The 26,217-nt window shown below is 58.0% G+C and carries 24 protein-coding genes and 4 tRNA genes; 12 read left to right on the forward strand and 16 right to left on the reverse strand.

Annotation, left to right across the window (positions count from 1 at the left end; translation table 11 throughout):
• Window positions 1-8 precede the first annotated feature (8 nt).
• From eitC to ascF, 5 genes are all read right to left on the reverse strand, one after another.
• The gene (gene eitC / locus ACOYA6_RS16650; RefSeq protein WP_138370565.1) at window positions 9-770 is read right to left on the reverse strand and encodes a siderophore ABC transporter ATP-binding protein EitC; all 762 of its coding nucleotides are present in this window, start codon (window positions 768-770) and stop codon (window positions 9-11) included.
• Window positions 770-1,807: a FecCD family ABC transporter permease gene (locus ACOYA6_RS16655; RefSeq protein ID WP_139563516.1), complete on the reverse strand. Its 1,038-nt coding sequence runs from the start codon at window positions 1,805-1,807 to the stop codon at window positions 770-772. The genes eitC and ACOYA6_RS16655 overlap by 1 nt, the downstream gene beginning before the upstream one ends.
• Window positions 1,807-2,805, reverse strand: coding sequence for a siderophore ABC transporter substrate-binding protein EitA (gene eitA / locus ACOYA6_RS16660; RefSeq protein ID WP_039029967.1), 999 nt, complete (start codon window positions 2,803-2,805; stop codon window positions 1,807-1,809). Before eitA ends, ACOYA6_RS16655 begins: the two co-directional genes overlap by 1 nt.
• Window positions 2,806-2,999: 194 nt before the next feature.
• The gene (locus ACOYA6_RS16665) at window positions 3,000-4,424 is read right to left on the reverse strand and encodes a 6-phospho-beta-glucosidase (RefSeq protein ID WP_138370567.1); all 1,425 of its coding nucleotides are present in this window, start codon (window positions 4,422-4,424) and stop codon (window positions 3,000-3,002) included.
• An 18-nt stretch (window positions 4,425-4,442) separates the two neighbouring features.
• Window positions 4,443-5,894, reverse strand: a complete 1,452-nt coding sequence (gene ascF / locus ACOYA6_RS16670) for a PTS cellobiose/arbutin/salicin transporter subunit IIBC (protein WP_039029969.1) — start codon at window positions 5,892-5,894, stop codon at window positions 4,443-4,445.
• 244 nt (window positions 5,895-6,138) lie between these two features.
• Between ascF and ACOYA6_RS16675 the strand changes: the two genes are divergently transcribed.
• The gene (locus ACOYA6_RS16675) at window positions 6,139-7,152 is read left to right on the forward strand and encodes a LacI family DNA-binding transcriptional regulator (RefSeq protein WP_422655030.1); all 1,014 of its coding nucleotides are present in this window, start codon (window positions 6,139-6,141) and stop codon (window positions 7,150-7,152) included.
• A gap of 1 nt (window position 7,153) precedes the next feature.
• On the opposite strand, the gene ACOYA6_RS16680 is transcribed toward ACOYA6_RS16675, so the two are convergent.
• The 4 genes from ACOYA6_RS16680 to norV form a co-directional block, all read right to left on the reverse strand.
• Window positions 7,154-8,803: an SgrR family transcriptional regulator gene (locus ACOYA6_RS16680; protein WP_422655031.1), complete on the reverse strand. Its 1,650-nt coding sequence runs from the start codon at window positions 8,801-8,803 to the stop codon at window positions 7,154-7,156.
• Window positions 8,804-8,934: 131 nt separating this feature from the next.
• On the reverse strand, window positions 8,935-9,087 hold the full coding sequence (locus ACOYA6_RS16685) for a hypothetical protein (protein ID WP_176556479.1): 153 nt from the start codon (window positions 9,085-9,087) through the stop codon (window positions 8,935-8,937).
• Between the two features lie 166 nt (window positions 9,088-9,253).
• The gene (gene norW / locus ACOYA6_RS16690; protein ID WP_422655032.1) at window positions 9,254-10,387 is read right to left on the reverse strand and encodes an NADH:flavorubredoxin reductase NorW; all 1,134 of its coding nucleotides are present in this window, start codon (window positions 10,385-10,387) and stop codon (window positions 9,254-9,256) included.
• On the reverse strand, window positions 10,384-11,826 hold the full coding sequence (norV, locus tag ACOYA6_RS16695) for an anaerobic nitric oxide reductase flavorubredoxin (RefSeq protein WP_039029973.1): 1,443 nt from the start codon (window positions 11,824-11,826) through the stop codon (window positions 10,384-10,386). Before norV ends, norW begins: the two co-directional genes overlap by 4 nt.
• Before the next feature lie 189 nt (window positions 11,827-12,015).
• Here norV and norR point away from each other — a divergent pair, with 189 nt between their 5' ends.
• The gene (gene norR / locus ACOYA6_RS16700; RefSeq protein WP_039029974.1) at window positions 12,016-13,530 is read left to right on the forward strand and encodes a nitric oxide reductase transcriptional regulator NorR; all 1,515 of its coding nucleotides are present in this window, start codon (window positions 12,016-12,018) and stop codon (window positions 13,528-13,530) included.
• Here norR and gutQ read toward each other — a convergent pair.
• The 7 genes from gutQ to srlA form a co-directional block, all read right to left on the reverse strand.
• Window positions 13,527-14,492 (reverse strand): arabinose-5-phosphate isomerase GutQ, encoded by a 966-nt coding sequence (gene gutQ, locus ACOYA6_RS16705; protein ID WP_422655033.1) that lies wholly within the window; start codon window positions 14,490-14,492, stop codon window positions 13,527-13,529. The two genes, norR and gutQ, sit on opposite strands and share 4 nt — an antisense overlap.
• The gene (srlR, locus tag ACOYA6_RS16710) at window positions 14,485-15,258 is read right to left on the reverse strand and encodes a glucitol operon DNA-binding transcriptional repressor SrlR (protein ID WP_039029976.1); all 774 of its coding nucleotides are present in this window, start codon (window positions 15,256-15,258) and stop codon (window positions 14,485-14,487) included. Before srlR ends, gutQ begins: the two co-directional genes overlap by 8 nt.
• 63 nt (window positions 15,259-15,321) lie before the next feature.
• A complete protein-coding gene (gene gutM, locus ACOYA6_RS16715; protein WP_422655034.1) occupies window positions 15,322-15,681 on the reverse strand; it encodes a transcriptional regulator GutM in 360 nt (119 codons plus the stop codon).
• A gap of 104 nt (window positions 15,682-15,785) precedes the next feature.
• Window positions 15,786-16,565 carry a sorbitol-6-phosphate dehydrogenase gene (srlD, locus tag ACOYA6_RS16720; RefSeq protein WP_422655035.1) on the reverse strand — a complete coding sequence of 260 codons (780 nt, stop codon included), beginning with the start codon at window positions 16,563-16,565 and terminating at the stop codon, window positions 15,786-15,788.
• Window positions 16,566-16,579: 14 nt separating this feature from the next.
• Entirely contained in the window at window positions 16,580-16,942 is a 363-nt protein-coding gene (gene srlB / locus ACOYA6_RS16725) for a PTS glucitol/sorbitol transporter subunit IIA (protein WP_422655036.1), read from the reverse strand.
• A gap of 12 nt (window positions 16,943-16,954) precedes the next feature.
• Window positions 16,955-17,914: a PTS glucitol/sorbitol transporter subunit IIB gene (gene srlE / locus ACOYA6_RS16730; RefSeq protein WP_422655037.1), complete on the reverse strand. Its 960-nt coding sequence runs from the start codon at window positions 17,912-17,914 to the stop codon at window positions 16,955-16,957.
• Window positions 17,911-18,474, reverse strand: coding sequence for a PTS glucitol/sorbitol transporter subunit IIC (gene srlA / locus ACOYA6_RS16735; RefSeq protein ID WP_039029981.1), 564 nt, complete (start codon window positions 18,472-18,474; stop codon window positions 17,911-17,913). The genes srlE and srlA overlap by 4 nt, the downstream gene beginning before the upstream one ends.
• 267 nt (window positions 18,475-18,741) lie before the next feature.
• Here srlA and mltB point away from each other — a divergent pair, with 267 nt between their 5' ends.
• The 10 genes from mltB (at window position 18,742) to ACOYA6_RS16785 (ending at window position 26,153) form a co-directional block, all read left to right on the forward strand.
• Window positions 18,742-19,833, forward strand: a complete 1,092-nt coding sequence (gene mltB, locus ACOYA6_RS16740; protein ID WP_171029970.1) for a lytic murein transglycosylase B — start codon at window positions 18,742-18,744, stop codon at window positions 19,831-19,833.
• Window positions 19,834-19,992: 159 nt separating this feature from the next.
• On the forward strand, window positions 19,993-20,490 hold the full coding sequence (gene pncC, locus ACOYA6_RS16745) for a nicotinamide-nucleotide amidase (protein WP_139563510.1): 498 nt from the start codon (window positions 19,993-19,995) through the stop codon (window positions 20,488-20,490).
• Between the two features lie 87 nt (window positions 20,491-20,577).
• Entirely contained in the window at window positions 20,578-21,636 is a 1,059-nt protein-coding gene (gene recA / locus ACOYA6_RS16750; RefSeq protein WP_039029984.1) for a recombinase RecA, read from the forward strand.
• Between the two features lie 67 nt (window positions 21,637-21,703).
• The gene (recX, locus tag ACOYA6_RS16755) at window positions 21,704-22,204 is read left to right on the forward strand and encodes a recombination regulator RecX (protein WP_039029985.1); all 501 of its coding nucleotides are present in this window, start codon (window positions 21,704-21,706) and stop codon (window positions 22,202-22,204) included.
• Window positions 22,205-22,335: 131 nt separating this feature from the next.
• Window positions 22,336-24,963: an alanine--tRNA ligase gene (alaS, locus tag ACOYA6_RS16760; protein WP_422655038.1), complete on the forward strand. Its 2,628-nt coding sequence runs from the start codon at window positions 22,336-22,338 to the stop codon at window positions 24,961-24,963.
• Between the two features lie 241 nt (window positions 24,964-25,204).
• Window positions 25,205-25,390: a carbon storage regulator CsrA gene (gene csrA / locus ACOYA6_RS16765; protein ID WP_000906486.1), complete on the forward strand. Its 186-nt coding sequence runs from the start codon at window positions 25,205-25,207 to the stop codon at window positions 25,388-25,390.
• Between the two features lie 342 nt (window positions 25,391-25,732).
• A tRNA-Ser gene (locus ACOYA6_RS16770) sits at window positions 25,733-25,825 on the forward strand.
• 4 nt (window positions 25,826-25,829) lie between these two features.
• Window positions 25,830-25,906: transfer RNA gene (locus tag ACOYA6_RS16775), tRNA-Arg, on the forward strand.
• Window positions 25,907-25,970: 64 nt separating this feature from the next.
• Window positions 25,971-26,047: transfer RNA gene (locus ACOYA6_RS16780), tRNA-Arg, on the forward strand.
• Window positions 26,048-26,076: 29 nt separating this feature from the next.
• Window positions 26,077-26,153: transfer RNA gene (locus ACOYA6_RS16785), tRNA-Arg, on the forward strand.
• Window positions 26,154-26,217: the final 64 nt, after the last annotated feature.

The following is a 26,217-nucleotide window of genomic DNA, read 5'->3' on the forward strand; positions in this document are numbered from 1 at the left end:
ACCTCGCCTCAGACGAGGAAGTGGATATGTTTTTTGCCATGGTCGGGGGAGAGTTCAATACGGGTTTTCACCCGGAATATCTCCCACAGCAGCTCTTCGGTCAGGATCGCCTGCGGCGTACCGCTGGCCACCACGCGCCCTTTCTGCATCACGATGAGCGCATCGCAGAACATGGAAGCGTGGTTAAGATCGTGAATGGCGACGATGCTGGTGACCGGAAGCTGGCTGATTAACTGCATCAGCTGCATCTGATGGTGGATGTCGAGGTGGTTGGTGGGTTCATCCAGCAGGATTTCGGTCGGCATCTGCGCCAGCGCCCGGGCAATGTGCACCCGCTGGCGCTCACCGCCGGAGAGGCTCAGCCAGCCCTGCTCGCTGTGATGCAGCATATCCACCGTCTTCAGCGCCTGGGTGACCGTTTCGTCATCCTGCGCTGTCCAGCCGGAGAACGGGGAGTGGTGCGGAATACGCCCCAGCTTCACCACGTCACGCACGCGCATGTTGGCGTCGGTCATGCCGTGCTGTTCCACAAAAGCGACCCGACGGGCGAGCTGCTTTTTCGGGATGCCGGTGATGCTTTTGCCGTCCACCGCGACGGTGCCGCTATGGGGGCGGCGTAAACCGGCCAGGATCCGCAGCAGCGACGATTTGCCGGAGCCGTTTGGCCCCAGCAGGCCCACGGTCTGCCCCTGGGATACCGCCAGCGAGACATTATCGACAATGACCTTTTTACCCACCTTCCAGGTGATATTTTCAGCAGTGATGCTCATCACTTATTCCTTGAACGATAGATAATCACGGCAAAGAACGGCACGCCCACCAGCGCGGTGACGACGCCGACTGGCAGGCTTTGCGGGGCGATCAGCAGTCGGGAGGCGATATCCGCCAGCACCATCAGGATGGCACCCGCCAGCGCGCTGGCGATAAGCAGCGTGCGGTGCAACGGCCCAAAGAAGAAGCGCATCATGTGCGGTACCACCAGGCCGACAAAGCCGATGGAGCCCGCCATGCTGACGATGGTTGCCGTCATTAAGGCGGTGACGATAAACAGGATCAGGCGTACCCAGGGCACGGCGATCCCGAGCGAGGCGGCGGCATCGTCGCCAAAGGTGAAGGCGTCCAGCGCCCGGGCGTAATAAAGACAGATCGCCAGACCCACCAGCACCGCAACCAGAACCAGCTGGAATTCCGGCCATCTCACGCCGCTAAAACTGCCCAGCAGCCAGAACATCACGTCACGCGCCTGCTGCGCGCTGGCCGAGGTGCTGACGGTCCAGGCGGTAATGGCGTTAAACAGCTGTGAGGCGGCGACCCCGGCAAGAATAGTGCGCTCGCTGCCGCCACGGGCGCCGTTGGTCAGCAGGGCCACAAACGCGAAGGCGGTAAACGCCCCGGCAAAGGCCCCGGCGGAAAGGGTAACGGCACCGCTGCCAATGCCCAGCACCACCACGGAGACCGCACCGGTTGACGCCCCGGCTGAAACGCCCAGCACGTAAGGTTCGGCGAGGGCGTTTTTCAGCAGGCTTTGCAGCACCGCGCCGCAGATAGCCAGACCGGCACCGCAGCAGGCCGCTACCAATGCCCGGCTCAGGCGAAAATCCCAGATCACGCTCTCGTAGATGCGATTGAGCGGCTCCGCGGTTAAGCCCATTTTATTGGTAATGGCGTAGAACACGCTCTGCAGGGGGATTGCCAGTTCCCCCACGCTGACGCCAAAGGCGATAACCAGCAGCAGCGCCACCACTGCCAGGAGACCCGACGCCGGCCTCAGCCAGTTCAGCCGGGTCTGTTGAACCACGGCGGTCATTAATTCAGTCCCATCTTTCTGAGCTGTTCAGCAATCTGTTCCGCGCCGTAGATGGTGCGGATGGTCGGGTTCATGGCCTGGCCGTCCATCACCACGATGTGACCTTTCTTCACCGCATCCAGCTGGCTGACGGCCGGATCGCTCTTCAGGAATTTGATTTTTTCCTCGGCGTTATCCAGCGCCCAGCGGTTGCGGTCGAGGCTGGAGACCACGATCACGTCCGGGTTAGCGGCGATAATGCTCTCCCAGCCGACGGTCGGCCATTCGGTTTCGGAGGTGATGGCGTTGTGGCCGCCCAGCACGTTGGCGATAAAGCCGGAGGCGCTGTTTTTCCCGCCGACGTAGGCGTCAGAGGAAGGAGAGGAGCTGGAGAACCAGAAGACAAACGACAGGTCTTTTTTGCTTTTGCTGAATTCAGCGCGCAGGTCGGCTTCGCGCTTTTTGAAATCGGCGATCAGGGCTTGACCGCGATCTTCGACGTTGAAGATTCTGGCGAAATCTTCGATCTCTTTATACAGGAAGCTCATGTCCCACAGCTTCTGGCGGCTGCCGTACATATCGCCAATCTCTTTTTTGGTGGCGCACATGCCCGGCGACATGTAGCTGTTCACGCCGACGGTGGCGAGATCTTCGCGTTTGGCGACTTTACTCTCTGGCCCCAGCAGCAGCGGCAGCTGCGCCGGAACGAAGTCCGGGTTTTGCGCCAGGATGGATTCCAGAGTCGGGATCTCGACGGTCAGCGTTTTGACTTTCTTGTTCTTTTCAGCGAGCTCAGGCAGCACTTTGGTCGGCCAGAAGGCGCTGGCGGCGACCTTATCTTCCAGGCCCAGCAGCAGGAGAATCTCTACGGTGTTCTGGCCCAGCGCGACCACGCGTTCCGGTGCTTTAGTGAAGGTTTCTTTATATCCGCAATTCTCAATCGTCAGAGGGTATGTGGTCGCAAAGGCAGAACCGGCTGTCGCGATCAGCAATCCTAATGCGCTGATGACCTTTTTCATGAAACGCTATCCTTCATTAATTTATCTATGACAGCCGGAAGCCTGGCTGAGAATGAATATCATTTATTACGGCGGAGTTTTATACAATGATATATTCATGGTGTCAATGAATGATAGTAACGCACTGAAATTATAAATATTGGATGGGTTTTGTAGGCCGGGCAAGCAGAGCGCCGCCCGGCAAAAAGGGCGGGTTAATCGAGATCGGCACCGTTGCTGGCGATCACTTTTTTATACCACCAGAACGATTTTTTGCGTTTGCGATCGAGGGTACCGTTGCCGGCATCATCGCGATCGACATAGATAAAGCCGTAGCGCTTGCTCATCTCGCCCGTTGACGCGGCCACCAGATCGATACAGCCCCAGCTGGTGTAGCCCATCAGCGGAATGCCGTCTTCTATCGCCTCGCCCATCGCGCGGATATGCTCCCGCAGGTAGCTGATGCGGTAGTCGTCATTGATCTCGCCGTTGGCGTCAATCTCATCCTTCGCCCCCAGACCGTTCTCCACCAGGAACAGCGGCTTCTGGTAGCGGTCGTACATCATGTTCATGGTGATACGCAGGCCCAGCGGGTCGATGCCCCAGCCCCACTCGCTCACCTCGATGTGCGGGTTACGCAGGGATTTAACGATGTTGGCCGCGCTGGTGTTGTTGGCATTCATGTCCGCCGAGGCGCAGCGCGAGGCGTAATAGCTGAACGAGACAAAATCGACGGTGTTTTTCAGCAGCTCGTCATCGCCCGGGTCTTTGACAATCACCACCCCTTTTTCGCGGAACACGCGGGCTGAGTAGGCCGGGTAACTGCCGCGGGCCTGGACGTCGATAAAGAACAGGTTTTCACGATCTTTTTCCAGCGCCATCCACACGTCTTCCGGTTTGCAGGAGTACGGGTAGAAGTTGCCCCCCGCCAGCATGCAGCCGACCTGATGCTCCGGGTTGACTTCGTGGGCGATTTTGGTTGCCAGCGCGCTGGCAACCAGCTCGTGGTGCGCCGCCTGGTACTTCACCTGATCTTCGTTTTCACCTTCCTCAAACACCAGCCCGGCACCGGAGAACGGGCTGTGCAGCATAATGTTGATCTCGTTGAAGGTGAGCCAGTACTTCACCAGCCCGTTAAACTCCTCGAAACAGGTGCGCGCATAGCGGGCGAAGAAGTCGACCATCTTGCGGTTGCGCCAGGAGCCGTATTCGGTGACCAGATGCATCGGCACGTCGAAGTGGCACAGGGTCACCAGCGGCTCGATGTTGTACTTTTTGCACTCCTCGAATACCGCCCGGTAAAAGGCAATCCCTTCTTTATTAGGCAGCGGTTCGTCGCCGTTCGGGTAGAGACGGCTCCAGGCAATCGAGGTGCGGAAAACCGTAAAGCCCATCTCGGCCATTAAGGCGATATCTTCCTTATAGCGATGGTAAAAATCGATCGCGTCGTGGCTGGGATAGAACTCGTCGTCACGCAGCGAAAAGCGTTTTTCCTTGCCGACCTTCACCGCCAGACGGTTGGCGCCGTGGGGGATCATGTCGACGGTGGTCAGGCCCTTGCCGCCTTCGCGGTACGCGCCTTCGCTCTGGTTAGCGGCCAGTGCGCCGCCCCATAAAAATCCTTGTGGAAAAACTGACATTCTTACCTCGCTATAAATTTATGCTTGTGCTGCTTTGGCCTGAACCGGTGCGGATTGCAGCGCGCGGGCTTTTTCTGCTTCGTCTTCAACCGGGATATCTTCAAAGCCCAGGATCAGGGTCAGCACGAAAGAGAGCACCACGGCCAGGGCCATCACCCCGAATACCCAGACGATGGACATCGGGTTAGCCGGGTCAAAGAACTGGACGCTGGTAAACAGGCCAGGTGCCGCCATCGAATGGCTGGCAAGCCCGGCGATCCCGGCGACGGCACCGCAGATAAAGCCGCTGATCAGGCTCGCAATGAGCGGACGTTTCAGGCGAACCGCCACGCCGTACAGCGCCGGTTCAGAGATCCCCGCCATAATGGCGGAAGCCGCTGCCGCCAGCGCCGTCTGGCGCAGTTCCGGGTTTTTCGTTTTCCATGCGACCGCCAGCGATGAACCGCCGAGGGACAGGTTGGCGCCGATTTCAGACGGCATCACCATTCCCTCTTTGCCGGTTTCGGCAATGGTCTGAATGATGGTTGGGGTAAAGACGCGGTGCATCCCGGTCATCACCAGCAGCGGCCACAGCGCGCCCATGATGGCGACAGAGAGCCAGCCCAGATAGCCATGAATGGTGTAAACCAGCGCGGAGATGGCGCTACCGATCCAGATCCCCAGCGGTCCAATCAGGACGATGGCGAGCGGGGCGGCGATCAGGACGATCAGCATCGGCTTCAGGAAGTTTTTGGTAACGGCTGGGGTAATTCTGTCTACCCAGCGCTCGATATACGACAGGCACCAGGTCATGACCAGCGCCGGGATTACCGTGTAGGTGTATTTCACCGCCGTTACCGGCACAAACGCGAACTCAACGTGCTCGCCCTGCGCCGCTTTGGCCATCAGCTCGATAAAGCTTGGGTGAACCAGCACGCCCGCAATGGCGATCGCCAGCGACATGTTGGTCTTAAATTTCACGGCAGCAGAGGCGGCCACCATCAGCGGCAGGAAGAAGAACGCGCCGTCGCCGATCACCGTCAGAATGGTCAGCGTCGGTTCGCCTTTGGTCAGCACGCCGGTCATCTCAAGGATCATCGCCAGCAGTTTGACCATCGACCCGCCGATGATCGCCGGGATCAGCGGAGACATGGTGCCGATCAGCGCATCAAGAATGCCCGCGCCAACGCGTCTGAAGGTCAGCTTTTGCGGCCCCTGCGGCGCGGCAGGCTGTAGCCCGGCGGGCAGCAGGCTCACCACCTCGCGGTACGCCTGAGAAACGGTATTGCCGATGATCACCTGGCACTGGTTGTCGTTGCGCACTACCCCCAGCACGCCGCTGATGCTCTTAAGCGTGGCGCTGTCGATCAGGCTCTCGTCTTTCGCCACGAAGCGCAGCCGGGTCATGCAGTGGGTGACGGCGACGATGTTGTCTTTGCCGCCGAGCGCGCTGACAACGGCATTAGCCAGCGCAGCATAGTTTTTGGCCATCGGGTTGTATCCTGTTTTATCAGTAAGGTACGTCTTCATCGGGGTGAGCGATGAAACTTATATAGGAAACCGGTTCCACAAAATCATGAAGAGTTTCATGTGATCAAACAAGATCACGTTTTAGCCATTTTTTAGATTCGTGACGGCGATCACCTGTGACGTGAAAAAGCCTGCGATCCACGCTGCGACAATTTTCACGCGGTGCAGTACACTGCCGCTCATCAGATTCAGACGGAACAGATGCATGACCACGATGCTGGAAGTGGCGAAGCGGGCAGGGGTCTCGAAGGCGACGGTTTCCCGGGTGCTTTCGGGCAATGGCTACGTGAGCCAGGAGACAAAAGACAGGGTTTTTCAGGCGATTGAAGAGAGCGGCTACCGGCCCAACTTGCTGGCGCGCAACCTGGCGACCAAAAGCACGCAGACCCTCGGGCTGGTGGTGACCAACACCCTCTACCACGGGGTCTATTTCAGCGAACTGCTGTTCCACGCGGCGCGAATGACCGAGGAAAAAGGGCGTCAGCTGATCCTCGCCGACGGCAAGCACAGCGCCGATGAAGAGCGGGCCGCGATCCAGTATCTGCTGGATATGCGCTGCGATGCGATCATCATCTATCCGCGTTTTCTCAGCGTCGATGAGATGGACGAGATCATCCAGAAGCACGAGCAGCCGGTGATCGTGCTCAACCGTCGTCTGCGCAAAAACAGCAGCCACTGCGTCTGGTCAGATCACAAAGCCTCCAGCCAGGCGGCGGTATCAACCCTTATCGAACAGGGGCATCGCGACATCGCGTTTATTACCGGATCGCTGGATTCCCCCACCGGGATTGAACGTCTTTCCGGTTACAAAGACGCCCTTGCTGCCCACCGTATTCCCCTGCGCGAATCGCTGATTGTCGAAGGCAAATGGAACCCGGCCAGCGGCGCGGCTGGCGTGGCAACCCTGCTGGTGCGCGGCGAGCGCTTTACCGCGCTGGTGGCGAGTAATGACGATATGGCGATTGGCGCCATCAAACAGCTTCACGACAGCGGGGTTGCCGTACCGGAAACGGTATCGGTAATAGGTTTCGATGACATTGCGATGGCGCCGTACATTGTGCCGTCGCTCTCCAGCGTGCGCGTGCCGGTGACCGAGATGGTGAAAGAGACCATCAGCCGTCTGATCTTTATGCTCGATGGCGGGGACTTCACCTTCCGCCAGACCTTCGCCGGAGAGCTGATCCTGCGGGATTCCGCCATCCCCGGTCCGCACCGCTGATCTACAGGGCGGCCGGGGGCAGCCAGGCGCGGGTAAAGTCCAGCCAGCCGCCCGCGGTCAGCACCATATCCTGCACGTTTTCCAGGGCGTTGATCCGGTAGCGATAGTGGAACAGCGGCGTGCAGCGGCCTTCCGCCAGCAGGCGCTGGAAAAAGGGCGTCAGGTGCGCGTCAAACTGCGCTTCGCTGTGGCTGTTTTGCATCAGGCGCGCTTTCTCCTGCTGCCAGCGATCCTCCCCAAGCGCCGTAGCCCAGGCTGGCTCATAGATAAACCACTCCGCCAGCGCAAACCCGGCCATCCCGGTCGCCAGATGATCCCCCAGCAGCAGATCGGCATCCGCCAGCGTATCGGGGGCATACCAGCCGTCACGATCTTTCCAGTCGGTGTGCAGCTCGCAGCCGCGCTGATGCAGCTGAACCCGCCACTTCTCTGCCAGTTCGCGCAGTTCCGGCGTGTTGTAGCACACCAGCCTCAAATGGGGCGGCAGCACGATATCGGGTCCGGCTTGCAGGTCGGGAACCTGCAAGCCGGGAAGAATTTCGGTCTGCGTCTGGAGATCTTCTCGCCAGTCGAAGCACTGCTGGTTGAGGGTCAGCAGGCTCTGGCGCAGCCAGGCGGCAAGCGCGGTGGGCAGTTTCGCATTGACCATCAACCACGCAAATCCACCGCTGGTGGAGGTGACCGCTTCCTGCGGGGCGTTGCCTTTACCCACCGTTATCCATGCCGGTTTATCGGTCGCCATGCCGGTACGCCAGAACTCAATGGCGTGCAGCAGCGGGTGGCCGGCAAAGTACCAGGGCTGGCGCTCGAGGCGCAGAAAATGCGAGTGGTGGCGGGCAATGGCGAACGGCCCTGCACCCACCTCAGGCTGTCGGGGATGCGGCAGACGGCAGACAGGATGCGCCAGGCGATGAGCCAGCAGGGCATCCGGCGCATGCAGGTAAACCGCCAGGCACCAGGGGGCAGCGAGAGTGACCGCGTCGATATGCAGTAACCCGCTGTTGCGGGCCGGATCGCCCAAAAGCTGCTGGACCGCGCTCAGGATGTCGTCATCGCTGACCGGCTGGCCGTTATGCCAGTGCGCGCCGCTGCGCAGGTAAAAATGCCAGCGCAGGCCGTCGTCAGAGCAGGCCCAGTGGTGTGCCAGGTCGGCAACCGGCTGCGCCTGGCCTGGTTCATAGCGGGTTAATCCGGCGTGGACCGCGCAGATGATATGTTGCTCGGCGCGCCGTCGGTGGAGCGCCGGATGCAGCGAGGTGAGCGGGCGGTACCAGGGGATGCGCAGCGTCGGCTGGTGCTTGAGCCATTTGCCGCCGAGAAACGGGGTGATGATGTGGTGCAGGCTGGCCGGGTCGCCGTCCGCCAGCTGTAATGCGCTCTGATAATCTCCTTTCTCCAGGCAGGCATGCATCAGCGGGGCGCTGAGTTCGCTGGTGGTGACCAGACAGTGCAGGGTGGCGCGATGCCCGCGCCCCGCCTGGGCGCGCCAGCTTAGCCAGCCGCTTTCGGCCAGCTGGCGCAGCAGCGTGCGGGCGTGGCGTTCGCTGCACAGCGCCACCTCGGCCACTTCGGCGAGAGTGGTGAGCTCAGGCTCTGCGCCGTAGTGCTGATACAGCCGTTGATACTGACGGATCTTCTGGAGCTGGCGCATGGCGGCATCCCTGACAATGGCGTTGAGAAGAGTGTAGGGTTTTTTGCGGGATAATAAACAGTGCGGTTTGTTTTGCCGGGTGGCGGCTACGCCTTACCCGGCCTACAAAACCTTTGGTTCATGCAAGGCAATCAACGCTTGCTGACCGGCATCATAAGCTCGCGCAGGCGCTCAACGCGCGCTTCCGGGCTGAGATACAGCCAGCGAAACAGAATATGTTCATGTTGCTTTACCTGCCTGAACCAGGCAGCGAGATAGTTAATTTCTTTGGTGAAGTTGGCCATTTGTGTGGTCTCCGGCTAAGGAATACCGCTACAGCGTAGGCCCGAAAACAGGATTAAAACAGGACGCGGTTTTACAGCTGTTCCGCATTAAAAAAGCCCCGGGCACCGGGGCTGCAAATTGCAAAGACTGACAAGCATACAACGAGAAAGAGCAAGAGTTTGAGGGTTAAACCGGTAATGCTTTCAGCAGGGCGAAGGCCTCCTTCATGCGATCTTCACTGACCACGAAGGCGCGTAAATTGCCCTCGCTGTCGGCGCCTTTCGCCACCATTCCCTGCGCTTCGATGGCTAGCTGCCAGTTCAAATCCTGACGCTGGGTTTCGCCCGCCAGATGCAGCGGGAGTTCCGGCGTTTTGACCTTCACCAGCATGGCGGGCAGTTTCAGCGGCGTGTTGGCCCCGAGCAGGTTCTTCGCCAGATACATAGCGCTTAACTGGATCGGCTGCAGGAACGGCAGCACCTGACCGTTAATTTCGGCGCAGTCGCCCAGGGCATAGACGTCCGGCTGGGTGGTTTGCAGATAGCTGTCGACCTTCACCCCGCGGTTTGTTTCGGCCCCCGCACGCTGGGCCAGCGCGGTTTCCGGACGCAGGCCGGTGGCGGCAATCACCACATCCACCTCAATGCAGCGGTCGCGGTCCAGCAGGGCGCAGATCCCGTTATCGGTTTGGCTCAGGCTTTGCAGCTGCGATTTTAACTGCAGATGCACGCCCATATCGGTCAGCCGATGTTGTAAGCGACTGCTCACTTCGGCTGGCATCAGCGCCGACAGAATGCTGGCGGAATGGTCAACCAGGGTGACCGCTTTCCCGGCCCGGCAAAAATCCATCGCCAGTTCACTGCCGATAAGCCCCGCGCCGACAATCATCACGCGCTGTGCGTCACGCAGGGTGGTTTCACAGGCCCGGTACTCCATCTGGCTGTTCAGGGTCAGCATCAGCTCGCGACCGGGAACGGGCGGCACAAAGGCCGAAGCCCCGGTGGCCAGAACCAGTTTGTCATAGGACCACTGGTTATCTTTGCCTTTCACCACGTGCGCTGCGGCATCGATGTCGGTGACCCAGGTATACGGGAACAGGCGCAGATTGAACTGTTCGGCAAACTCCCCCGCCGTCTGGCGGGTGAGGTCGTCGGCATGCTGGCGCTGGCTGATAACGTGGCTTAAGTCTGGCTTGTTGTACTCATCCATACTGTCCGCGGCGATCAGCGTCAGTGGAACGTTCGCATCCTGTTTCCGGATATTTTTCACCAGCTGGCGGGCGGCGAAGCCCGAGCCGATAATCACGATCCCGTGGCTCATTTTGCCTCCGTTGCCAGTTCGTCAAAGACGTCTTTACCGAGGGAACATTCCGGGCACAGGAAGTTATCCGGTACCTCGCTCCACGGCGTGCCTGGCTGGACATCCTGCATGGGCTCGCCGGTTGCCGGATCGTAGATCCACTGGCAGACGCTGCACTGCATGCGCGGGCCAAGATCAGCCGCTGCCGCGGCGGCACAGGCGCTCTGAGCTGGTGTAGCCTGGCGGGTCGCTTCCGGCAGTGGAGCGAGCGCCCACTGACGTGCAATGTCGCGGCCATGCTGGCGGCAGACTTCCAGCGCATCCAGATCCGGACGCCACTTCGCCTTCAGGCTCATGGACATCTCAAAACCGGCGTCCTGCAGACGGGTGGAGAGACGGTCTACCGCGCCGCCGCTCCAGCCGTGGGAGCCAAAGGCGCTGGCGCGTTTGTTACGAAAGCGCAGGCCGGTCATCTCCTCCACCAGGCCGGCGATTTTCGGCATCATCACGTTGTTCATAGTGGACGTCCCCACCAGCACGCCTTTGGAACGGAAGACGTTGGTCAGAATGTCGTTCTTGTCGCTGCGGGCCACGTTGAAAATCTTCACCGCCACGTTCGGGTCAACTTCGTTGATGCCCTGGGCAATGGCGTCGGCCATCATGCGGGTGTTGTTCGACATGGTGTCGTAGAAAATGGTGATGCGATCTTCCTGATAGTCCGCCGCCCATTTCAGGTACAGCTCGACGATCTGGGTTGGGTTGTCGCGCCATACCACCCCGTGGGAGGTAGCAATCATATCCACCGGCAGGTTAAAGCCGAGGATTTCGGTAATTTTTGGCGTGACCAGACGGCTGAACGGGGTCAGGATATTGGCGTAGTAGCGCTGGCACTGCTCGAACAGTTCGGCCTGATCCACTTCGTCATTGAACAGACGCTCGTCGCAGTAGTGCTGGCCGAAGGCGTCGTTACTGAACAGCACCGCATCGCCGGTCATGTAGGTCATCATGCTGTCCGGCCAGTGCAGCATCGGGGTTTCAACGAAGATCAGCTGTTTGCCGTTGCCGATATCCAGTGAGTCGCCGGTTTTTACCACGTTGAAATTCCACTCCGGGTGATGATGATGACCGGTGATGGAGTCGATGGCGTTAGCGGTGCAGTAGATTGGGGTGTCCGGGATGCAGGACATCAGTTCGGTCAGCGCCCCGGCGTGGTCTTCTTCCGCATGGTTAATGATGATGTAGTCGATATCGGCCAGGTCGATTTCGCTGCGCAGGTTCTGCACGAACTCACGGCTGAATTTATGATCGACGGTATCGATCAGGACGTTTTTGTCTTCCCGGATGAGATAGCTGTTGTAGCTGCTGCCGCGCAGCGTTTTGTATTCCGTCCCGTGAAAATCACGAACTTCCCAGTCACGTTGACCCACCCAATGAATATTATTTTTAACCAGAATAGACATAGCAACCTCAACTTAATACAGCGAAATTAAACGAAAGATGTAAGGGTAATTGCAGGTTGCGTGCCAGTTTTTTAACTCATTAATTCATAACGCTTTTAAAAATAATACCGCTTTAAGGGTAGTCAATTTGACTATCTCTGATACAGTCAATATGACATTATGCATTGTCAAAATGACAGTGAGGCGAGAATGAGTTTTTCTGTAGAGGTGCTGGCGAAAATCGCCATTGAATTACAGAGCGGAATCGGTCATCAGGATCGCTTTCAGCGGCTGATCTCCACCCTGCGCCACGTGCTGGATTGCGATGCCTCGGCGCTGCTGCGCTATGAAGGGCGGCAGTTTATTCCGCTGGCCATCGACGGGCTGGCGCAGGACGTGCTGGGGCGGCGCTTTACCCTTGAGGGCCATCCCCGGCTGGAGACCATCGCCCGCGCCGGGGACGTGGTGCGTTTCCCGGCCGACAGCGACCTGCCCGATCCTTACGATGGCCTGATCCCCGGCCAGGAGAGCCTGAAAGTGCACGCCTGTATCGGCCTGCCGCTGTTTGCCGGGCAGAACCTGATCGGTGCCCTGACCCTCGACGGCATGTCGCCGGACCAGTTCGATACCTTCAGCGATGAAGAGCTCCGTCTGATTGCCGCCCTGGCCGCCGGGGCGCTGAATAATGCCCTGCTGATTGAACAGCTGGAGAGCCAGAACAGCCTCTCCACCCGCCCGGCGGGATTTGAACCGGTGAAAAGCACCGAGATGATCGGCCTGTCGCCGGGCATGATGAGCCTGAAAAAAGAGATTGAGATCGTCGCCGCCTCTGACCTCAACGTGCTGATCGAGGGCGAAACCGGCACCGGTAAAGAGCTGGTGGCAAAAGCCATTCACGAGGCCTCTCCCCGGGCGGTAAATCCGCTGGTCTATCTCAACTGCGCCGCGCTGCCGGAGAGCGTGGCGGAGAGCGAGCTGTTCGGTCACGTGAAAGGGGCCTTTACCGGCGCCATCAGCAACCGCAGCGGCAAGTTTGAAATGGCCGATAACGGCACGCTGTTCCTTGATGAGATTGGCGAGCTGTCCCTGGCATTGCAGGCCAAGCTGCTGCGCGTGCTGCAGTATGGCGATATCCAGCGGGTGGGCGACGACCGAAGCCTGCGGGTTGACGTGCGGGTGCTGGCCGCCACCAACCGCGATCTGCGCGAAGAGGTGCTGGCCGGGAACTTCCGTGCCGACCTGTACCACCGTCTGAGCGTGTTTCCGCTTTCGGTGCCGCCGCTGCGCGAACGTGGCGAAGATGTGGTCCTGCTGGCGGGCTATTTCTGCGAGCAATGCCGGCTGCGGATGGGATTATCCCGGGTGGTGCTGAGCCCGGGTGCCCGCGCGCATCTGCTGAGCTACGGCTGGCCGGGAAACGTGCGCGAGCTGGAACATGCCATTCACCGGGCGGTAGTGCTGGCCCGGGCGGCGCGGGCAGGGGATGAAGTGGTGATCCACGCCCGGCATTTTGCCCTGCATGATGAGAGCACGCCCGTGACGATGACTGAAACGCCGGTGATTGCGAACCAGAACCTGCGCGAAGCGACGGAGGAATTTCAGCGTCAGATGATCGCCCGGACGCTGGATCAGAACAGCCGCAGCTGGGCGGCGAGCGCGCGGGCGCTGGAGACAGACGTCGCCAACCTGCACCGGCTGGCTAAACGTCTGGGTCTGAAGGGCTAGAGAATGCCTGCCTGGTAGAAATCCTGCAGGTTAATGGCGCCGCACAGGCGGCCATTGCCGTCCACTACCGGCGCGGCGGTGATCTTGCGCTTCATCAGCTGCTCTTTGGCTTCAATGGCGCGGCTTTCGGCGTTCAGGGTCAGGCCGCCGGTGGTCATAGCGTTGCTGACCGCAATCTCCAGCTTGCCGCCGCCCACCAGCCAGCGGCGCAGGTCGCCGTCGGTGAAGACCCCTTTGACCTGCTGGTCGTCATCGCAGACCGCCACCAGCCCCAGCCCGGTACGGCTCAGCTCCAGCATCGCATCCATCACGCTGGTGTTGAGTTTCACCTGCGGGATGGCCTCGTCGGTACGCATCAGGTGATGCACCTTATTCAGCAGACGCGCCCCAAGCGCCCCGGCCGGGTGAGAGCGGGCAAAATCTTCTTCATTAAAGCCGCGCGCCTGCATGACCGCCATCGCCAGCGCATCGCCCATCATCAGTGTGTTGACGGTGCTGGAGGTCGGGGCGAGGTGCATCGGGCAGGCTTCGCGCTCAACCGAAATATCCAGCGTGGCTTTGGCGGCCAGCGCCAGCGGCGAGCGGGATTTGCCGGTCATCGCCAGCAGCGCCACCGATTTTTCCTGCAGACGGGGGAGGATAAGATCCAGCTCTTTTGCCGAGCCGGAGTAGGAGATAAACAGCAGCACGTCGCGGCTTTCGATCATCCCCAGATCGCCGTGCAGCGCTTCAGCGGGATGAACAAAAAAGGACGGCGTGCCGGTGCTCGCCAGCGTGGCGGCAATCTTCTTACCGATATGCCCGGATTTACCGATGCCCGAGACAATCACTTTCCCTTCGCACTGAATAATGGTGTTGGCCGCGCGCACGAACTCCTCGCCCAGACGGTCCGGCAGGCGGCTGGCTTCCTGCAGTTCCAGCAGTAAGGTCTGGCGACCCGCGTTTAACAGAAAATCACTCATCTCTCTCTCCGGTTACAATCACGTCGATTCCTTTCTCTTCCAGCGCTTTTTTGAACGCCGGATCGATACCCGCGTCGGTGATCAGCTTATCGACGCTCTCCAGGCTACAGACAATATTCGGGCTTTTACGGCCAAACTTCGACGAGTCCGCCATCAGGATCACCTCCCGGGCGGCGTTGCACATCGCTTTACTGACGCTGAACACTTCGTTGAAGGTCGTCACGCCCGCGTTCAGATCGATGCCGTCGGTGCCCATAAACAGCCGGTCGAAGCTGAAATGATCGAAGGCGTTTTCAGCCAGCTGGCCGTGAAACGAGGCGGATTTTTTACGGAAGGTGCCGCCGGGCATCAGGATGGTCTGTTCGTTATCGAATTCGGACAGGGCGTTGACGATATGCAGGCTGTTGGTCATTACCGTGATGTTATTAAAGCGGCTCAGCATCGGCACCATCTGCAGGACCGTACTGCCTGCATCGAGGATAATCGAGTCGCCGTCGTGGATAAATTTTACCGCGGCGTCGGCGATCAACGCTTTCTGATGGGTGTTGATCAGCGTCTTGTGATCGATAGGCGGGTCGGCCTCGTCTTTATTCAGCACCACGCCGCCATAGGTGCGGATCACCGCCCCGGAATTTTCCAGAATCACCAGGTCCTTGCGGATCGTGGTGCCGGTGGTGTCAAAGTAGTGGGCCAGATCCTCAACCGAGCACTTTCCCTGTTTTTGCAGATGGTCGAGTATGGCCGCCTGCCGCTGGCGGGGTTTCATAGGCGTTGAATTCCTCAGGTTGCGAAATGATAATTTCGCAAGCTTATAACGTTCACAACGAAATTATCCATGTTTCAATTTAAGCGCTAATGATAGTGCATCCTGGCAGAGTGAATCATTGGGAAAGATCACATCGGGCTCTAATTCCTGCCACGACATGCCGTTGATTGCCTGGATTTTAGTCGGACGGGCAAAGACCGTCATCCCGCGCATGATCAGGGAGTCGCAGACGTTGTTGTTTTCATCCAGCGCGATGGCGACGATCACCCGGGGTTTGAAGCGTCCGCCGGAACGCCCGACGCCCACGCCACCACGCTGGCACAGCGCGTCAAACGCGCGGTTAAAGCGGTGGATTTGCCAGCCGCCGAGTGCCAGCTGGCCGAGCCAGGCGATAACGGCGACGGTAATCAGAGTAGTGACCATGTGTAGCTCCTGTGGAATTGCCGGGTGGCGGCTGCGCCTTACCCGGCCTACGGTTGGCTTCTCCAGGCCCGGTAAGCGAAGCGCCACCGGGCGTTTATGCACAATCAGAACATCACCTGCCCGCCGGTGACATTTATCGACTGCCCGGTGCAATAAGATGCTTTCGGGCTGGCGTAAAACAGCAGCATATTCAACACGTCCTGGTAGTCGCACCCGCGCTTCAGCGGCACCTTATCGATGTAATACTGCTCCACCTGATCCTCATGAATGCCCAGTTTGGTCGCGTACTGCGGCAGCAGGGACTGGAACATCGGCGATTTCAGCAGGTTGCCGAGCATCAGCGAATGCACGGTGATGCCGTACTCCGCCAGATCCAGCGCCAGGGACTGCGTCAGCCCCACACCGCCGAACTTAGCCGCGCTGTAGCCGGAGTTGTGCTTGCTGCCCACTTTGCCGGATTTGGAGTTGATCTGAATGATGCGCCCGGCAATGCCGTCGCGGATCATCAGGCGCGAGAACTCCCGGGCGCAGAGGAAATAGCCCACCAGGTTCACCTGCAACGAGCGGTCGAAATCCCCCAGCGCCACGTCGCTGATAAACGCCGCTTTGGCGATCCCGGCGCTGTAGACCAGCAGGTCGGTGCGACCAAAAATCTCGTCCACGCCGCGGGCGAGGGCCAGCACGCTCTGCTCGCTGGTGGCATCAGCGCCAAAGCCCCAGGCCATCCCCTGACCGAACTCGGTGTTGATGGCGTCCGCCACGCGGGCGGCTTTTTCACTCTGAATATCGACAACCGCCACGCGGTAACCTTCTGCGGCAAGCCCACGGCAGAGGAACTCGCCTAAGGTTTGTCCTCCACCAATGACAACGGCAACCTGACTCATATTTCTCTCCTTAATTACGCAACAAACTTTAATGTGCAGCCTGGGGTAACAGCCTGCGGAACCGGGCCATTCACGTGAACCGTGCCGGGATATTCCGCCTGCGGCTGGCCGTCAAAACGCAGGGTGATGTGGCCCAGCTCGCGCAGGTTCTGTCCGGCCACGTCGCCGACGGCGGTCACGGCATAGCGCGTCTCACCCAGCTCCAGATGGCTGCCGGCCTTCAGTTCGCCGTTCATCTCGCCGTGGCAATGGATAAAGCAAAACTCTTCGATATCTGCCGGGGCCCCTTCACGGAAGGTAATCAGCATCTGGTCGCAGAGCGCATCCGGGGCGCTCTGGCCGATACGGGTAATGGTGGTCTGGTAAATCACGCTCATCACATAAACCTCTTATTGATAAATAAAGCCGGAGACGAACCAGGCAATCAGCACCGTTGGCGCGCCGGTCAGGAAGCGGCTCACCAGCACCGAAGGCACGCCGACGCGGACGGTGTCCTGGCGCGCTTCGGCCAGCGACAGTCCCACCGGGATAAAATCGCAGGCGGCCTGGGCGTTAATGGCAAACAGCGCGGGCAGGGCGAGGTGCGGGGGAATATTGCCGAGCCCGATCTGCACGCCAATCAGCACGCCAATCACCTGGGCGATGACCGCGCCGGGGCCGAGGAACGGCGACAGCAGCGGGAAGGAGCAGATCAGCGCCAGGGTCACCAGCCCGAGTGGATGGCTGGCCAGCGGGGCCAGGCCGTGGGCGATCCAGTCCCCAAGGCCGGAAGCCATGATGATGCCGATCAGCGCCGAAACGAAGGCCATGAACGGCAGGATGGTTTTCAGCACCGTATCGATGGTGTCGCGCCCGGACTGGAACAGCACGGCAACCGCGGAGCCCATCCCCATGCCTACTTTTGCCAGCAGGCCGTCGCTCTGCTCGGTGATCTTCTTGCTGGTGTCGTATTCGCGCGGCGCGCTCTTTTTCGCCGCAGCGGTGCCGTCTATCAGCGTGATGTTCTCTTCCTTAACCCCAGAGACGTAAATGTCCTCCAGGATATGCTGCGCCAGCGGGCCGGATTTGCCCGTCGAATGAATATTGACGGTGGGAATGCGCCGTTTCGGGTAGATGCCACAGCGCAGGGTGCCGCCGCAGTCGATCACCGCCACGCCGATCTCCGCTTCCGGCGGCTCGCCCTCCTTAAAGCCGTCCACCGCTTCCCAGCCGGTGAGTTCGCGCAGCTTGTCGACAATAGCCGGGCGGGTGCCCGCAGTGATATAGACGATCTTTTTCTCGCCGCTGGCGTCGAGCTCCAGCGGGCCGCCCCAGCCCCCAACGCCTTTTTCAATCCGGATACGGGTCATGCTGTGGCTCCCTTAAGCTGGACGTTCTGTTCAAGCTGAATGCCCATTTTCTTTTCGAAAATGGCGGTCGTGAGATCGGTCACCCAGCCGCGGAAGAAGTTGGTTACCAGGCCGACCAGCAGGTAGCTTACCGCCAGCGGGCCGAGCGGCAGGCCGAGGGTGGTCAGGCCGCTGGCGATCCCCAGATAGACGAACAGTTCGCCGGGGTTGATGTGCGGAAACAGCCCGTTCATCGAGTGGCAGCTGTAGGATGCCGCTGCGTAGTAGCTCGGTTTATAGCGCTCGGGCATAAAGCGTCCGAGGCTCAGGGTCATGGGGTTGCAGAACACAAAGGTGCCGATGCAGGGCAGCAGCAGGTAGCGGGACACGGGATTACCGGCGCAGCGCTGGGCCAGCTTTTCGATCCGGTGCTGGCCGATAAAGTTGATTAGCGCATTCATGATCACCAGCAGGCTGATCAGCAGCGGCAGAATGCCGGTGACCATGCTGGTAAAGACCTCGCCACCTTTCTGAAACAGCCCGATAAACCACTCGGCGCCGTGGGTGATGGTTTCTATCATTGTTTTCTCCTGTAGGGTGAGTTCTCTCTGGTGGAGTAATAATAATCACTTTGAAAGGTTTTAAAGTGTTAAACAGATCTCACAATGAAAGAAAAATGGATTATTTTGAAAGATAATGGGCGAGGCGAGGGTTGCATGGTTCAGAAGAGAACGAATTTGCCTTTAAGCGCGTAAAGATTTTGCCGGGTACGCGTGCGCCCCTTCCTTGAGGCATCCCGGATGCTTTACCATACTTGCCACTTATCGAATTCGTTGAATGGATGTGTCATGTTTAAGCGTCGTTACGCAGCGCTACTCCCTGCGCTTATCCTGCTCTCTGCCTGCAGTAGTAAACCGAAGTCCGAAGAGGTTCAGCAAACGGCGGGAGCGCCTTCCGGCGGCTTCCTGCTGGAACCCCAGCATAACGTGATGCAGATGGGGGGCGACTTTGCCAACAACCCTGCGGCGGAACAGTTCATCGACAAAATGGTGAGCAAGCACGGGTTTAATAAAGCCCAGCTGCAGGAGATCCTCTCCCAGGCGAAACGTCTGGACTATGTGCTGCGACTGATGGATCGTCAGGCGCCGACCACCCAGCCCCCGGCCGGGCCGAACGGAGCGTGGCTGCGCTATCGCAACCAGTTTATTACTCCGGACAACGTGCAAAACGGCGTGGCGTTCTGGAATCAGTATCAGGATGCGCTGACCCGCGCCCAACAGGTTTACGGCGTGCCGCCGGAGATCATCGTCGGGATTATCGGCGTGGAGACCCGCTGGGGCCGGGTGATGGGCAAAACCCGCATTCTCGATGCGCTGGCGACCCTCTCCTTTAACTACCCGCGTCGCGCGGAGTACTTCTCCTCCGAGCTGGAGACCTTCCTGCTGATGGCGCGCGACGAGCAGGACGATCCGCTGGATCTGAAAGGCTCCTTTGCCGGTGCGATGGGCTACGGCCAGTTTATGCCGTCCTCTTATAAGCAGTACGCGGTTGATTTCAACGGGGACGGTCACATCAACCTGTGGGATCCTGAAGATGCGATTGGCAGCGTTGCCAACTACTTCAAAGGCCACGGCTGGACGCAGGGCGAGCCGGTAGCCATCCTCGCAAACGGCCAGGCGCCGGGTCTGGAGAACGGCTTCAAAACCAGCTACAGCGCGGCACAGCTTACCGCCGCCGGGTTAACGCCACAGCAGCCGCTGAATGGCAATCAAAAGGTCAGCCTGCTGCGTCTGGATATTGGTACCGGGTATCAGTACTGGTACGGTCTGCCAAACTTCTACACCATCACCCGCTACAACCACAGCACGCACTATGCGATGGCGGTCTGGCAGCTGGGGCTCGCGGTATCCCAGGCACGGGCGTCATCCCCGTTCAGTTAAGGGATAAAAAAGTGAGTGGCTCATGCCACTCACTTTTAAACTTTAGCACATTGGCAGGTTATTTTTTCTGAAGCCCCCTCGTAAAACCTCCACCTCATCCTCATATCTACAGACTAAAGTGCTATCTTGTGCTGCATGTTTTTCAGGAGCCAAAACGACATGACTGACCATGAATTGATGCAGCTCAGTGAGCGGGTAGGGCAGGCGCTGAAACAGCGCGGCGCAACGGTAACGACGGCTGAGTCCTGTACCGGCGGCTGGGTGGCGAAAGTCATCACCGATATTGCGGGCAGCTCCGCCTGGTTTGAACGCGGATTTGTCACCTACAGTAATGAAGCAAAAGCGCAAATGATTGGGGTTCGCGAGCCCACGCTTATCGAACATGGCGCGGTCAGTGAACCGGTGGTCATCGAGATGGCGATTGGCGCGTTACGTGCTGCTCGTGCGGATTATGCTATTTCTGTTAGTGGTATCGCCGGGCCGGACGGTGGCAGTGCGGAAAAGCCTGTCGGGACGGTCTGGTTTGGCTTTGCGACCGCGCAGGGCGAGGGGATTACCCGCCGGGAGTGCTTCAGCGGCGACCGGGAAAGCGTGCGCCGTCAGGCAACAGAATATGCGTTAAAAACGCTCTGGCAACAATTTCTACAAAACACTTGATACTGTATGAGCATACAGTATAATTGCCCCAACAGAACAGAAATCCACGGTGAAGCGCAGTTGTTTCACCCGGCATGAGAGGAAAAAATGGCTATCGACGAAAACAAACAGAAAGCGTTGGCGGCAGCACTGGGCCAGATCGAAAAGCAATTCGGTAAAGGTTCCATCATGCGCCTGGGTGAAGATCGTTCCATGGATGTAGAAACTATCTCCACCGGTTCGCTTTCTCTGGATATTGCACTGGGTGCTGGCGGCCTGCCTATGGGTCGTATCGTAGAGATCTACGGGCCAGAATCCTCCGGTAAAACTACCCTGACTTTACAGGTTGTGGCTGCTGCACAGCGTGAAGGTAAAACCTGTGCCTTTATCGATGCCGAGCACGCGCTGGACCCGGTCTACGCACGTAAGCTGGGCGTGGATATCGACAACCTGCTGTGTTCCCAGCCGGATACGGGTGAGCAGGCGCTGGAAATCTGTGACGCACTGGCACGCTCTGGCGCCGTTGACGTAATCATCGTCGACTCCGTTGCAGCGCTGACCCCGAAAGCAGAAATCGAAGGCGAAATCGGCGACTCTCACATGGGCCTCGCGGCACGTATGATGAGCCAGGCGATGCGTAAGCTGGCCGGTAACCTGAAGCAGTCCAACACGCTGCTGATCTTCATCAACCAGATCCGTATGAAGATTGGCGTGATGTTCGGTAACCCGGAAACCACCACCGGTGGTAACGCGCTGAAGTTCTACGCCTCTGTGCGTCTGGATATCCGCCGTATCGGTGCCGTGAAAGACGGTGAGAACGTGGTGGGTAGCGAAACCCGCGTGAAGGTTGTGAAGAACAAAATCGCTGCGCCGTTTAAACAGGCTGAATTCCAGATCCTCTATGGTGAAGGTATCAACTTCTACGGTGAGCTGGTTGACCTCGGCGTGAAAGAGAAGCTGATTGAGAAAGCGGGCGCCTGGTACAGCTACAACGGCGACAAAATTGGTCAGGGTAAAGCGAATGCTATCTCCTGGCTGAAAGAGAACCCGGCGGCAGCCAAAGAGATCGAGAAGAAAGTACGCGATCTGCTGCTGGGCAATCAGGACTCTAAACCGCAGTTCGCGGTTGATGGTCAGGACGTTGAAGAAACCAACGAAGATTTCTGATAATCGAGTGTAATAAAAAGGTCGCTTAATGCGGCCTTTTTGCTTTTTGACTGCAGCAGGTTTATCTATGAATGAATCCCCGGCACGTCGTCCTGCCTATAACCGCCTGCTGGATCGGGCGGTACGCATTCTTGCCGTCCGTGACCACAGCGAACAGGAACTTCGTCGCAAACTCTCCGCGCCCGTTATGAGCAAAAACGGACCCGAAGCCATCGATGCGACGGAAGAAGATTACGACAAGGTGATCGCCTGGTGCTATGAACATGGCTATCTGGACGATATCCGCTTCGTCTCACGCTTTATTGCCAGCCGTAGCCGCAAGGGCTATGGCCCGGCACGTATCCGCCAGGAGCTAAATCAAAAAGGTATCGCGCGCGAAATCAGCGAAAAGGCGATGCGTGAATGCGAAATTGACTGGTGTGAACTGGCGCGGGAACAGGCGGTGCGGAAGTACGGCGAACCGCTGCCGCGTGAGTTTTCAGAAAAAGTTAAAATCCAGCGCTTTTTGCTCTACCGCGGGTATCTTATGGAAGATATTCAGGAGATCTGGCGTAATTTTACTGATTGAACGCATGCGGGATTTTACTTCCCTCTAAAGAAAACTTATCTTATTCCCACTTTTTCCAGTAGCTGGTCCGTCCAACAAAGGTTGTGTAGTGGCCCGCTGTGACATTTCGTTAGCTTGATTTCAGGATAATTATGAGCAAGAGCACCGCTGAGATCCGACAGGCGTTTCTCGATTTTTTCCATAGTAAGGGACATCAGGTTGTTGCCAGCAGCTCCCTGGTACCGAACAACGATCCAACTTTACTGTTTACCAACGCCGGGATGAACCAGTTCAAGGATGTTTTCCTTGGTCTCGATAAGCGTAATTATTCCCGCGCGACCACCTCCCAGCGTTGCGTACGTGCGGGTGGTAAACACAACGATCTGGAAAACGTCGGTTATACCGCGCGTCACCACACCTTCTTCGAGATGCTGGGTAACTTCAGCTTCGGCGACTATTTCAAAAATGACGCAATCCAGTACGCATGGGAACTGCTGACCGGTGAAAACTGGTTCAACCTGCCGAAAGAGCGTCTGTGGGTTACCGTCTACGAAACCGACGATGAAGCCTATGAAATCTGGGAAAAAGAGGTCGGTATTCCGCGCGAACGTATTATTCGTATCGGCGACAACAAAGGCGCACCTTACGCCTCTGATAACTTCTGGCAGATGGGCGACACCGGTCCATGCGGTCCGTGCACCGAAATCTTCTACGATCATGGCGATCACATTTGGGGCGGCCCTCCGGGTAGCGCAGAAGAAGATGGCGACCGCTATATCGAGATCTGGAACATCGTCTTCATGCAGTTCAACCGTCAGATCGACGGCACCATGGAGCCGCTGCCGAAGCCATCCGTCGATACCGGTATGGGTCTGGAGCGTATTGCCGCAGTACTGCAGCACGTTAACTCCAACTACGACATCGATCTGTTCAGCACCCTGATTAAGTCCGTTGCCAAAGTGACTGGCGCGACCGATCTGAGCAACAAATCCCTGCGCGTTATTGCCGACCATATCCGCTCCTGTGCCTTCCTGATCGCTGACGGCGTGATCCCATCGAATGAAAACCGTGGCTACGTGCTGCGCCGCATCATTCGTCGCGCGATCCGTCACGGCAACATGCTGGGCGCGAAAGACACCTTCTTCTATAAGCTGGTGGGTCCGCTGGTTGACGTCATGGGCGCTGCCGGTGAAGAGCTGAAACGCCAGCAGGCGCAGGTTGAGCAGGTTCTGAAAACCGAAGAAGAGCAGTTTGCCCGTACGCTGGAGCGTGGTCTGACTCTGCTGGACGACGAACTGTCTAAGCTTAAAGGCGACACCCTGGATGGCGAAACCGCCTTCCGTCTGTACGACACCTATGGCTTCCCAGTTGACCTGACGGCAGACGTTTGCCGCGAGCGCAACATCAAAGTTGACGAAGCGGGCTTCGAAGCCGCAATGGAAGAACAGCGCCGCCGCGCGCGTGAGTCCAGCGGTTTTGGTGCCGACTACAACGCGATGATCCGCGTTGATGGCAGCAGCGAATTCGAAGGCTATGAGCATCTGGAAACCAACGGCACAGTGACTGCCCTGTTTGTTGACGGCAAAGCCGTGGACAGCATCAGCGCGGGCCAGACTGCCGTTGTGGTTCTGGATAAGACCCCGTTCTACGCTGAATCTGGCGGTCAGGTTGGCGATAAAGGCGAGCTGAAAGGCAATGGCTTCAGCTTTGCGGTCAGCGACACGCAAAAATACGGTCAGGCGATTGGTCACCAGGGTACCCTGGCATCCGGCGAACTGAAAGTGGGCGAGGGCGTTCAGGCTATCGTTGACGAAGCGCGCCGCGCACGTATTCGTCTTAACCACTCCGCGACGCACCTGATGCACGCCGCGCTGCGCCAGGTTCTGGGCACGCACGTTGCGCAGAAAGGCTCGCTGGTGAATGACAAAGTGCTGCGTTTCGACTTCTCGCATTTTGAAGCGATGAAACCGTCTGAAATCCGTGCGGTGGAAGATCTGGTCAATGCCCAGATCCGCCGTAACCTGCCTATCGAAACCAACATCATGGATCTCGACGCGGCAAAAGATAAAGGCGCAATGGCGCTGTTCGGCGAGAAGTATGACGAACGTGTACGCGTGCTGAGTATGGGTGATTTCTCCACCGAACTTTGTGGTGGTACGCACGCCAGCCGTACGGGCGACATCGGTCTGTTCCGTATTCTGTCCGAATCCGGTACAGCGGCAGGCGTTCGTCGTATCGAAGCGGTCACCGGTGAAGGCGCGATTGCCAGCCTGCATGCCGAGAGCGATCAGCTGCACGACATCGCACAGCTGCTAAAGGGCGACAGCCAGAACCTGGGCGAGAAAGTGCGCAGCGTAATGGAACGCACCCGTCTGCTGGAAAAAGAGCTGCAGCAGCTGAAAGAGCAGGCTGCGGTTGCCGAGAGCGCAAACCTCTCCAGCAAAGCGGTTGAAATTAAAGGCGTTAAGCTGCTGGTCAGCGAACTGGCGGGCGTTGAGCCGAAAATGCTTCGTACCATGGTCGACGATCTGAAGAACCAACTCGGTTCAACGGTTATCGTTCTGGCAACGGTAGCGGAAGGTAAGGTTTCTCTGATTGCGGGCGTATCTAAGGACGTGAGCGACCGTGTGAAAGCAGGGGAACTGATTGGTATGGTCGCCCAGCAAGTGGGTGGCAAAGGTGGTGGTCGTCCAGACATGGCGCAAGCCGGCGGTACGGACGCAGCAGCCCTCCCGGCAGCACTAGCCAGTGTAGAAAGCTGGGTAAGTTCGAAACTGTAATAACTACAAAGCGTACTCAGACGCCATAACGACGACGTTATGGCGTACTGCGCTCTACGCTATCGATAATGATAAAGTCAGGTTGAGTTTGTGTATATCGGCTAAACTTACGTTTAACAGATTGTGATGCCGTGACTACCTACACATTACGTGTTTGTCATCGCTTACTTTTTGGCGTTATATGATGGATAATGCCGGGATACAAGAGACCCGACTCTTTTAATCTTTCAAGGAGCAAAGAATGCTGATTCTGACTCGTCGAGTTGGTGAGACCCTCATGATTGGGGATGAGGTCACCGTGACAGTTTTAGGGGTGAAGGGCAACCAGGTACGTATTGGTGTGAACGCCCCTAAGGAAGTCTCTGTTCATCGTGAAGAGATCTACCAGCGTATCCAGGCTGAAAAATCCCAGCAGTCCAGTTACTGATATTATCGCGTCTCGCTGTCTGGCGAGACGCAACCCTCCTGTCATTCTCCCTTCTTAAAGTTACCGTTTTGTTTCGTTCGCTCTGTTTTTAACCACTCCCAACGCTTTTACTTCGGCAAAATCCATCTTTCTTCATGTAGAAGAGTGCAGAAAGAAGCGCAAAATCCGTTTATAAAACACCCTCTTTGCGGGTTTTACATGCGAATTGCCTGTGATTTGTGCAAACGATAAAAGCTTGTGGAAAATTGTTTGACTTATAAGTCCCAGAAAGTAATATATGCGCCACGCAGCGACGAGAAGCTCTTAACGAGTTACTCGAAGCACTCGAAAGAGGCGTTGTGTGGTGAGGTGGCCGAGAGGCTGAAGGCGCTCCCCTGCTAAGGGAGTATGCGGTCAAAAGCTGCATCCGGGGTTCGAATCCCCGCCTCACCGCCATTTTGCATCCGTAGCTCAGCTGGATAGAGTACTCGGCTACGAACCGAGCGGTCGGAGGTTCGAATCCTCCCGGATGCACCATCTATTACTTCATATTGCTTTAGAAGTGATATGAATATCGAGCAGTACAGTAGTAAATCCCGATGCATCCGTAGCTCAGCTGGATAGAGTACTCGGCTACGAACCGAGCGGTCGGAGGTTCGAATCCTCCCGGATGCACCATTTACTATTCCTGAAAGCAGTATCCTGATGCATCCGTAGCTCAGCTGGATAGAGTACTCGGCTACGAACCGAGCGGTCGGAGGTTCGAATCCTCCCGGATGCACCATCTTATCCGAGATAACAGCTATATTGTTGTTTCAAGGTCTGCGAGATAATCGCAAGCACCAGGG

It is taken from the genome of Leclercia barmai (assembly GCF_049312895.1).
Classification (GTDB): Bacteria; Pseudomonadota; Gammaproteobacteria; order Enterobacterales; family Enterobacteriaceae; genus Enterobacter; species Enterobacter barmai.

Coding starts and splice junctions, on each gene's coding strand:
- norV (WP_039029973.1), bottom strand. CDS start 11,826: ATGTCTATTCTGGTTAAAAATAATATTCATTGGGTGGGTCAACGTGAC.
- ACOYA6_RS16680 (WP_422655031.1), bottom strand. CDS start 8,803: ATGCGCCAGCTCCAGAAGATCCGTCAGTATCAACGGCTGTATCAGCAC.
- srlB (WP_422655036.1), bottom strand. CDS start 16,942: ATGAGCGTGATTTACCAGACCACCATTACCCGTATCGGCCAGAGCGCC.
- srlD (WP_422655035.1), bottom strand. CDS start 16,565: ATGAGTCAGGTTGCCGTTGTCATTGGTGGAGGACAAACCTTAGGCGAG.
- gutM (WP_422655034.1), bottom strand. CDS start 15,681: ATGGTCACTACTCTGATTACCGTCGCCGTTATCGCCTGGCTCGGCCAG.
- mltB (WP_171029970.1), top strand. CDS start 18,742: ATGTTTAAGCGTCGTTACGCAGCGCTACTCCCTGCGCTTATCCTGCTC.
- ascF (WP_039029969.1), bottom strand. CDS start 5,894: ATGGCCAAAAACTATGCTGCGCTGGCTAATGCCGTTGTCAGCGCGCTC.
- ACOYA6_RS16685 (WP_176556479.1), bottom strand. CDS start 9,087: ATGGCCAACTTCACCAAAGAAATTAACTATCTCGCTGCCTGGTTCAGG.
- norR (WP_039029974.1), top strand. CDS start 12,016: ATGAGTTTTTCTGTAGAGGTGCTGGCGAAAATCGCCATTGAATTACAG.
- pncC (WP_139563510.1), top strand. CDS start 19,993: ATGACTGACCATGAATTGATGCAGCTCAGTGAGCGGGTAGGGCAGGCG.
- gutQ (WP_422655033.1), bottom strand. CDS start 14,492: ATGAGTGATTTTCTGTTAAACGCGGGTCGCCAGACCTTACTGCTGGAA.
- srlA (WP_039029981.1), bottom strand. CDS start 18,474: ATGATAGAAACCATCACCCACGGCGCCGAGTGGTTTATCGGGCTGTTT.
- alaS (WP_422655038.1), top strand. CDS start 22,336: ATGAGCAAGAGCACCGCTGAGATCCGACAGGCGTTTCTCGATTTTTTC.
- eitC (WP_138370565.1), bottom strand. CDS start 770: ATGAGCATCACTGCTGAAAATATCACCTGGAAGGTGGGTAAAAAGGTC.
- eitA (WP_039029967.1), bottom strand. CDS start 2,805: ATGAAAAAGGTCATCAGCGCATTAGGATTGCTGATCGCGACAGCCGGT.
- ACOYA6_RS16675 (WP_422655030.1), top strand. CDS start 6,139: ATGACCACGATGCTGGAAGTGGCGAAGCGGGCAGGGGTCTCGAAGGCG.
- norW (WP_422655032.1), bottom strand. CDS start 10,387: ATGAGCCACGGGATCGTGATTATCGGCTCGGGCTTCGCCGCCCGCCAG.
- ACOYA6_RS16655 (WP_139563516.1), bottom strand. CDS start 1,807: ATGACCGCCGTGGTTCAACAGACCCGGCTGAACTGGCTGAGGCCGGCG.
- srlR (WP_039029976.1), bottom strand. CDS start 15,258: ATGAAACCCCGCCAGCGGCAGGCGGCCATACTCGACCATCTGCAAAAA.
- csrA (WP_000906486.1), top strand. CDS start 25,205: ATGCTGATTCTGACTCGTCGAGTTGGTGAGACCCTCATGATTGGGGAT.
- recA (WP_039029984.1), top strand. CDS start 20,578: ATGGCTATCGACGAAAACAAACAGAAAGCGTTGGCGGCAGCACTGGGC.
- recX (WP_039029985.1), top strand. CDS start 21,704: ATGAATGAATCCCCGGCACGTCGTCCTGCCTATAACCGCCTGCTGGAT.
- srlE (WP_422655037.1), bottom strand. CDS start 17,914: ATGACCCGTATCCGGATTGAAAAAGGCGTTGGGGGCTGGGGCGGCCCG.
- ACOYA6_RS16665 (WP_138370567.1), bottom strand. CDS start 4,424: ATGTCAGTTTTTCCACAAGGATTTTTATGGGGCGGCGCACTGGCCGCT.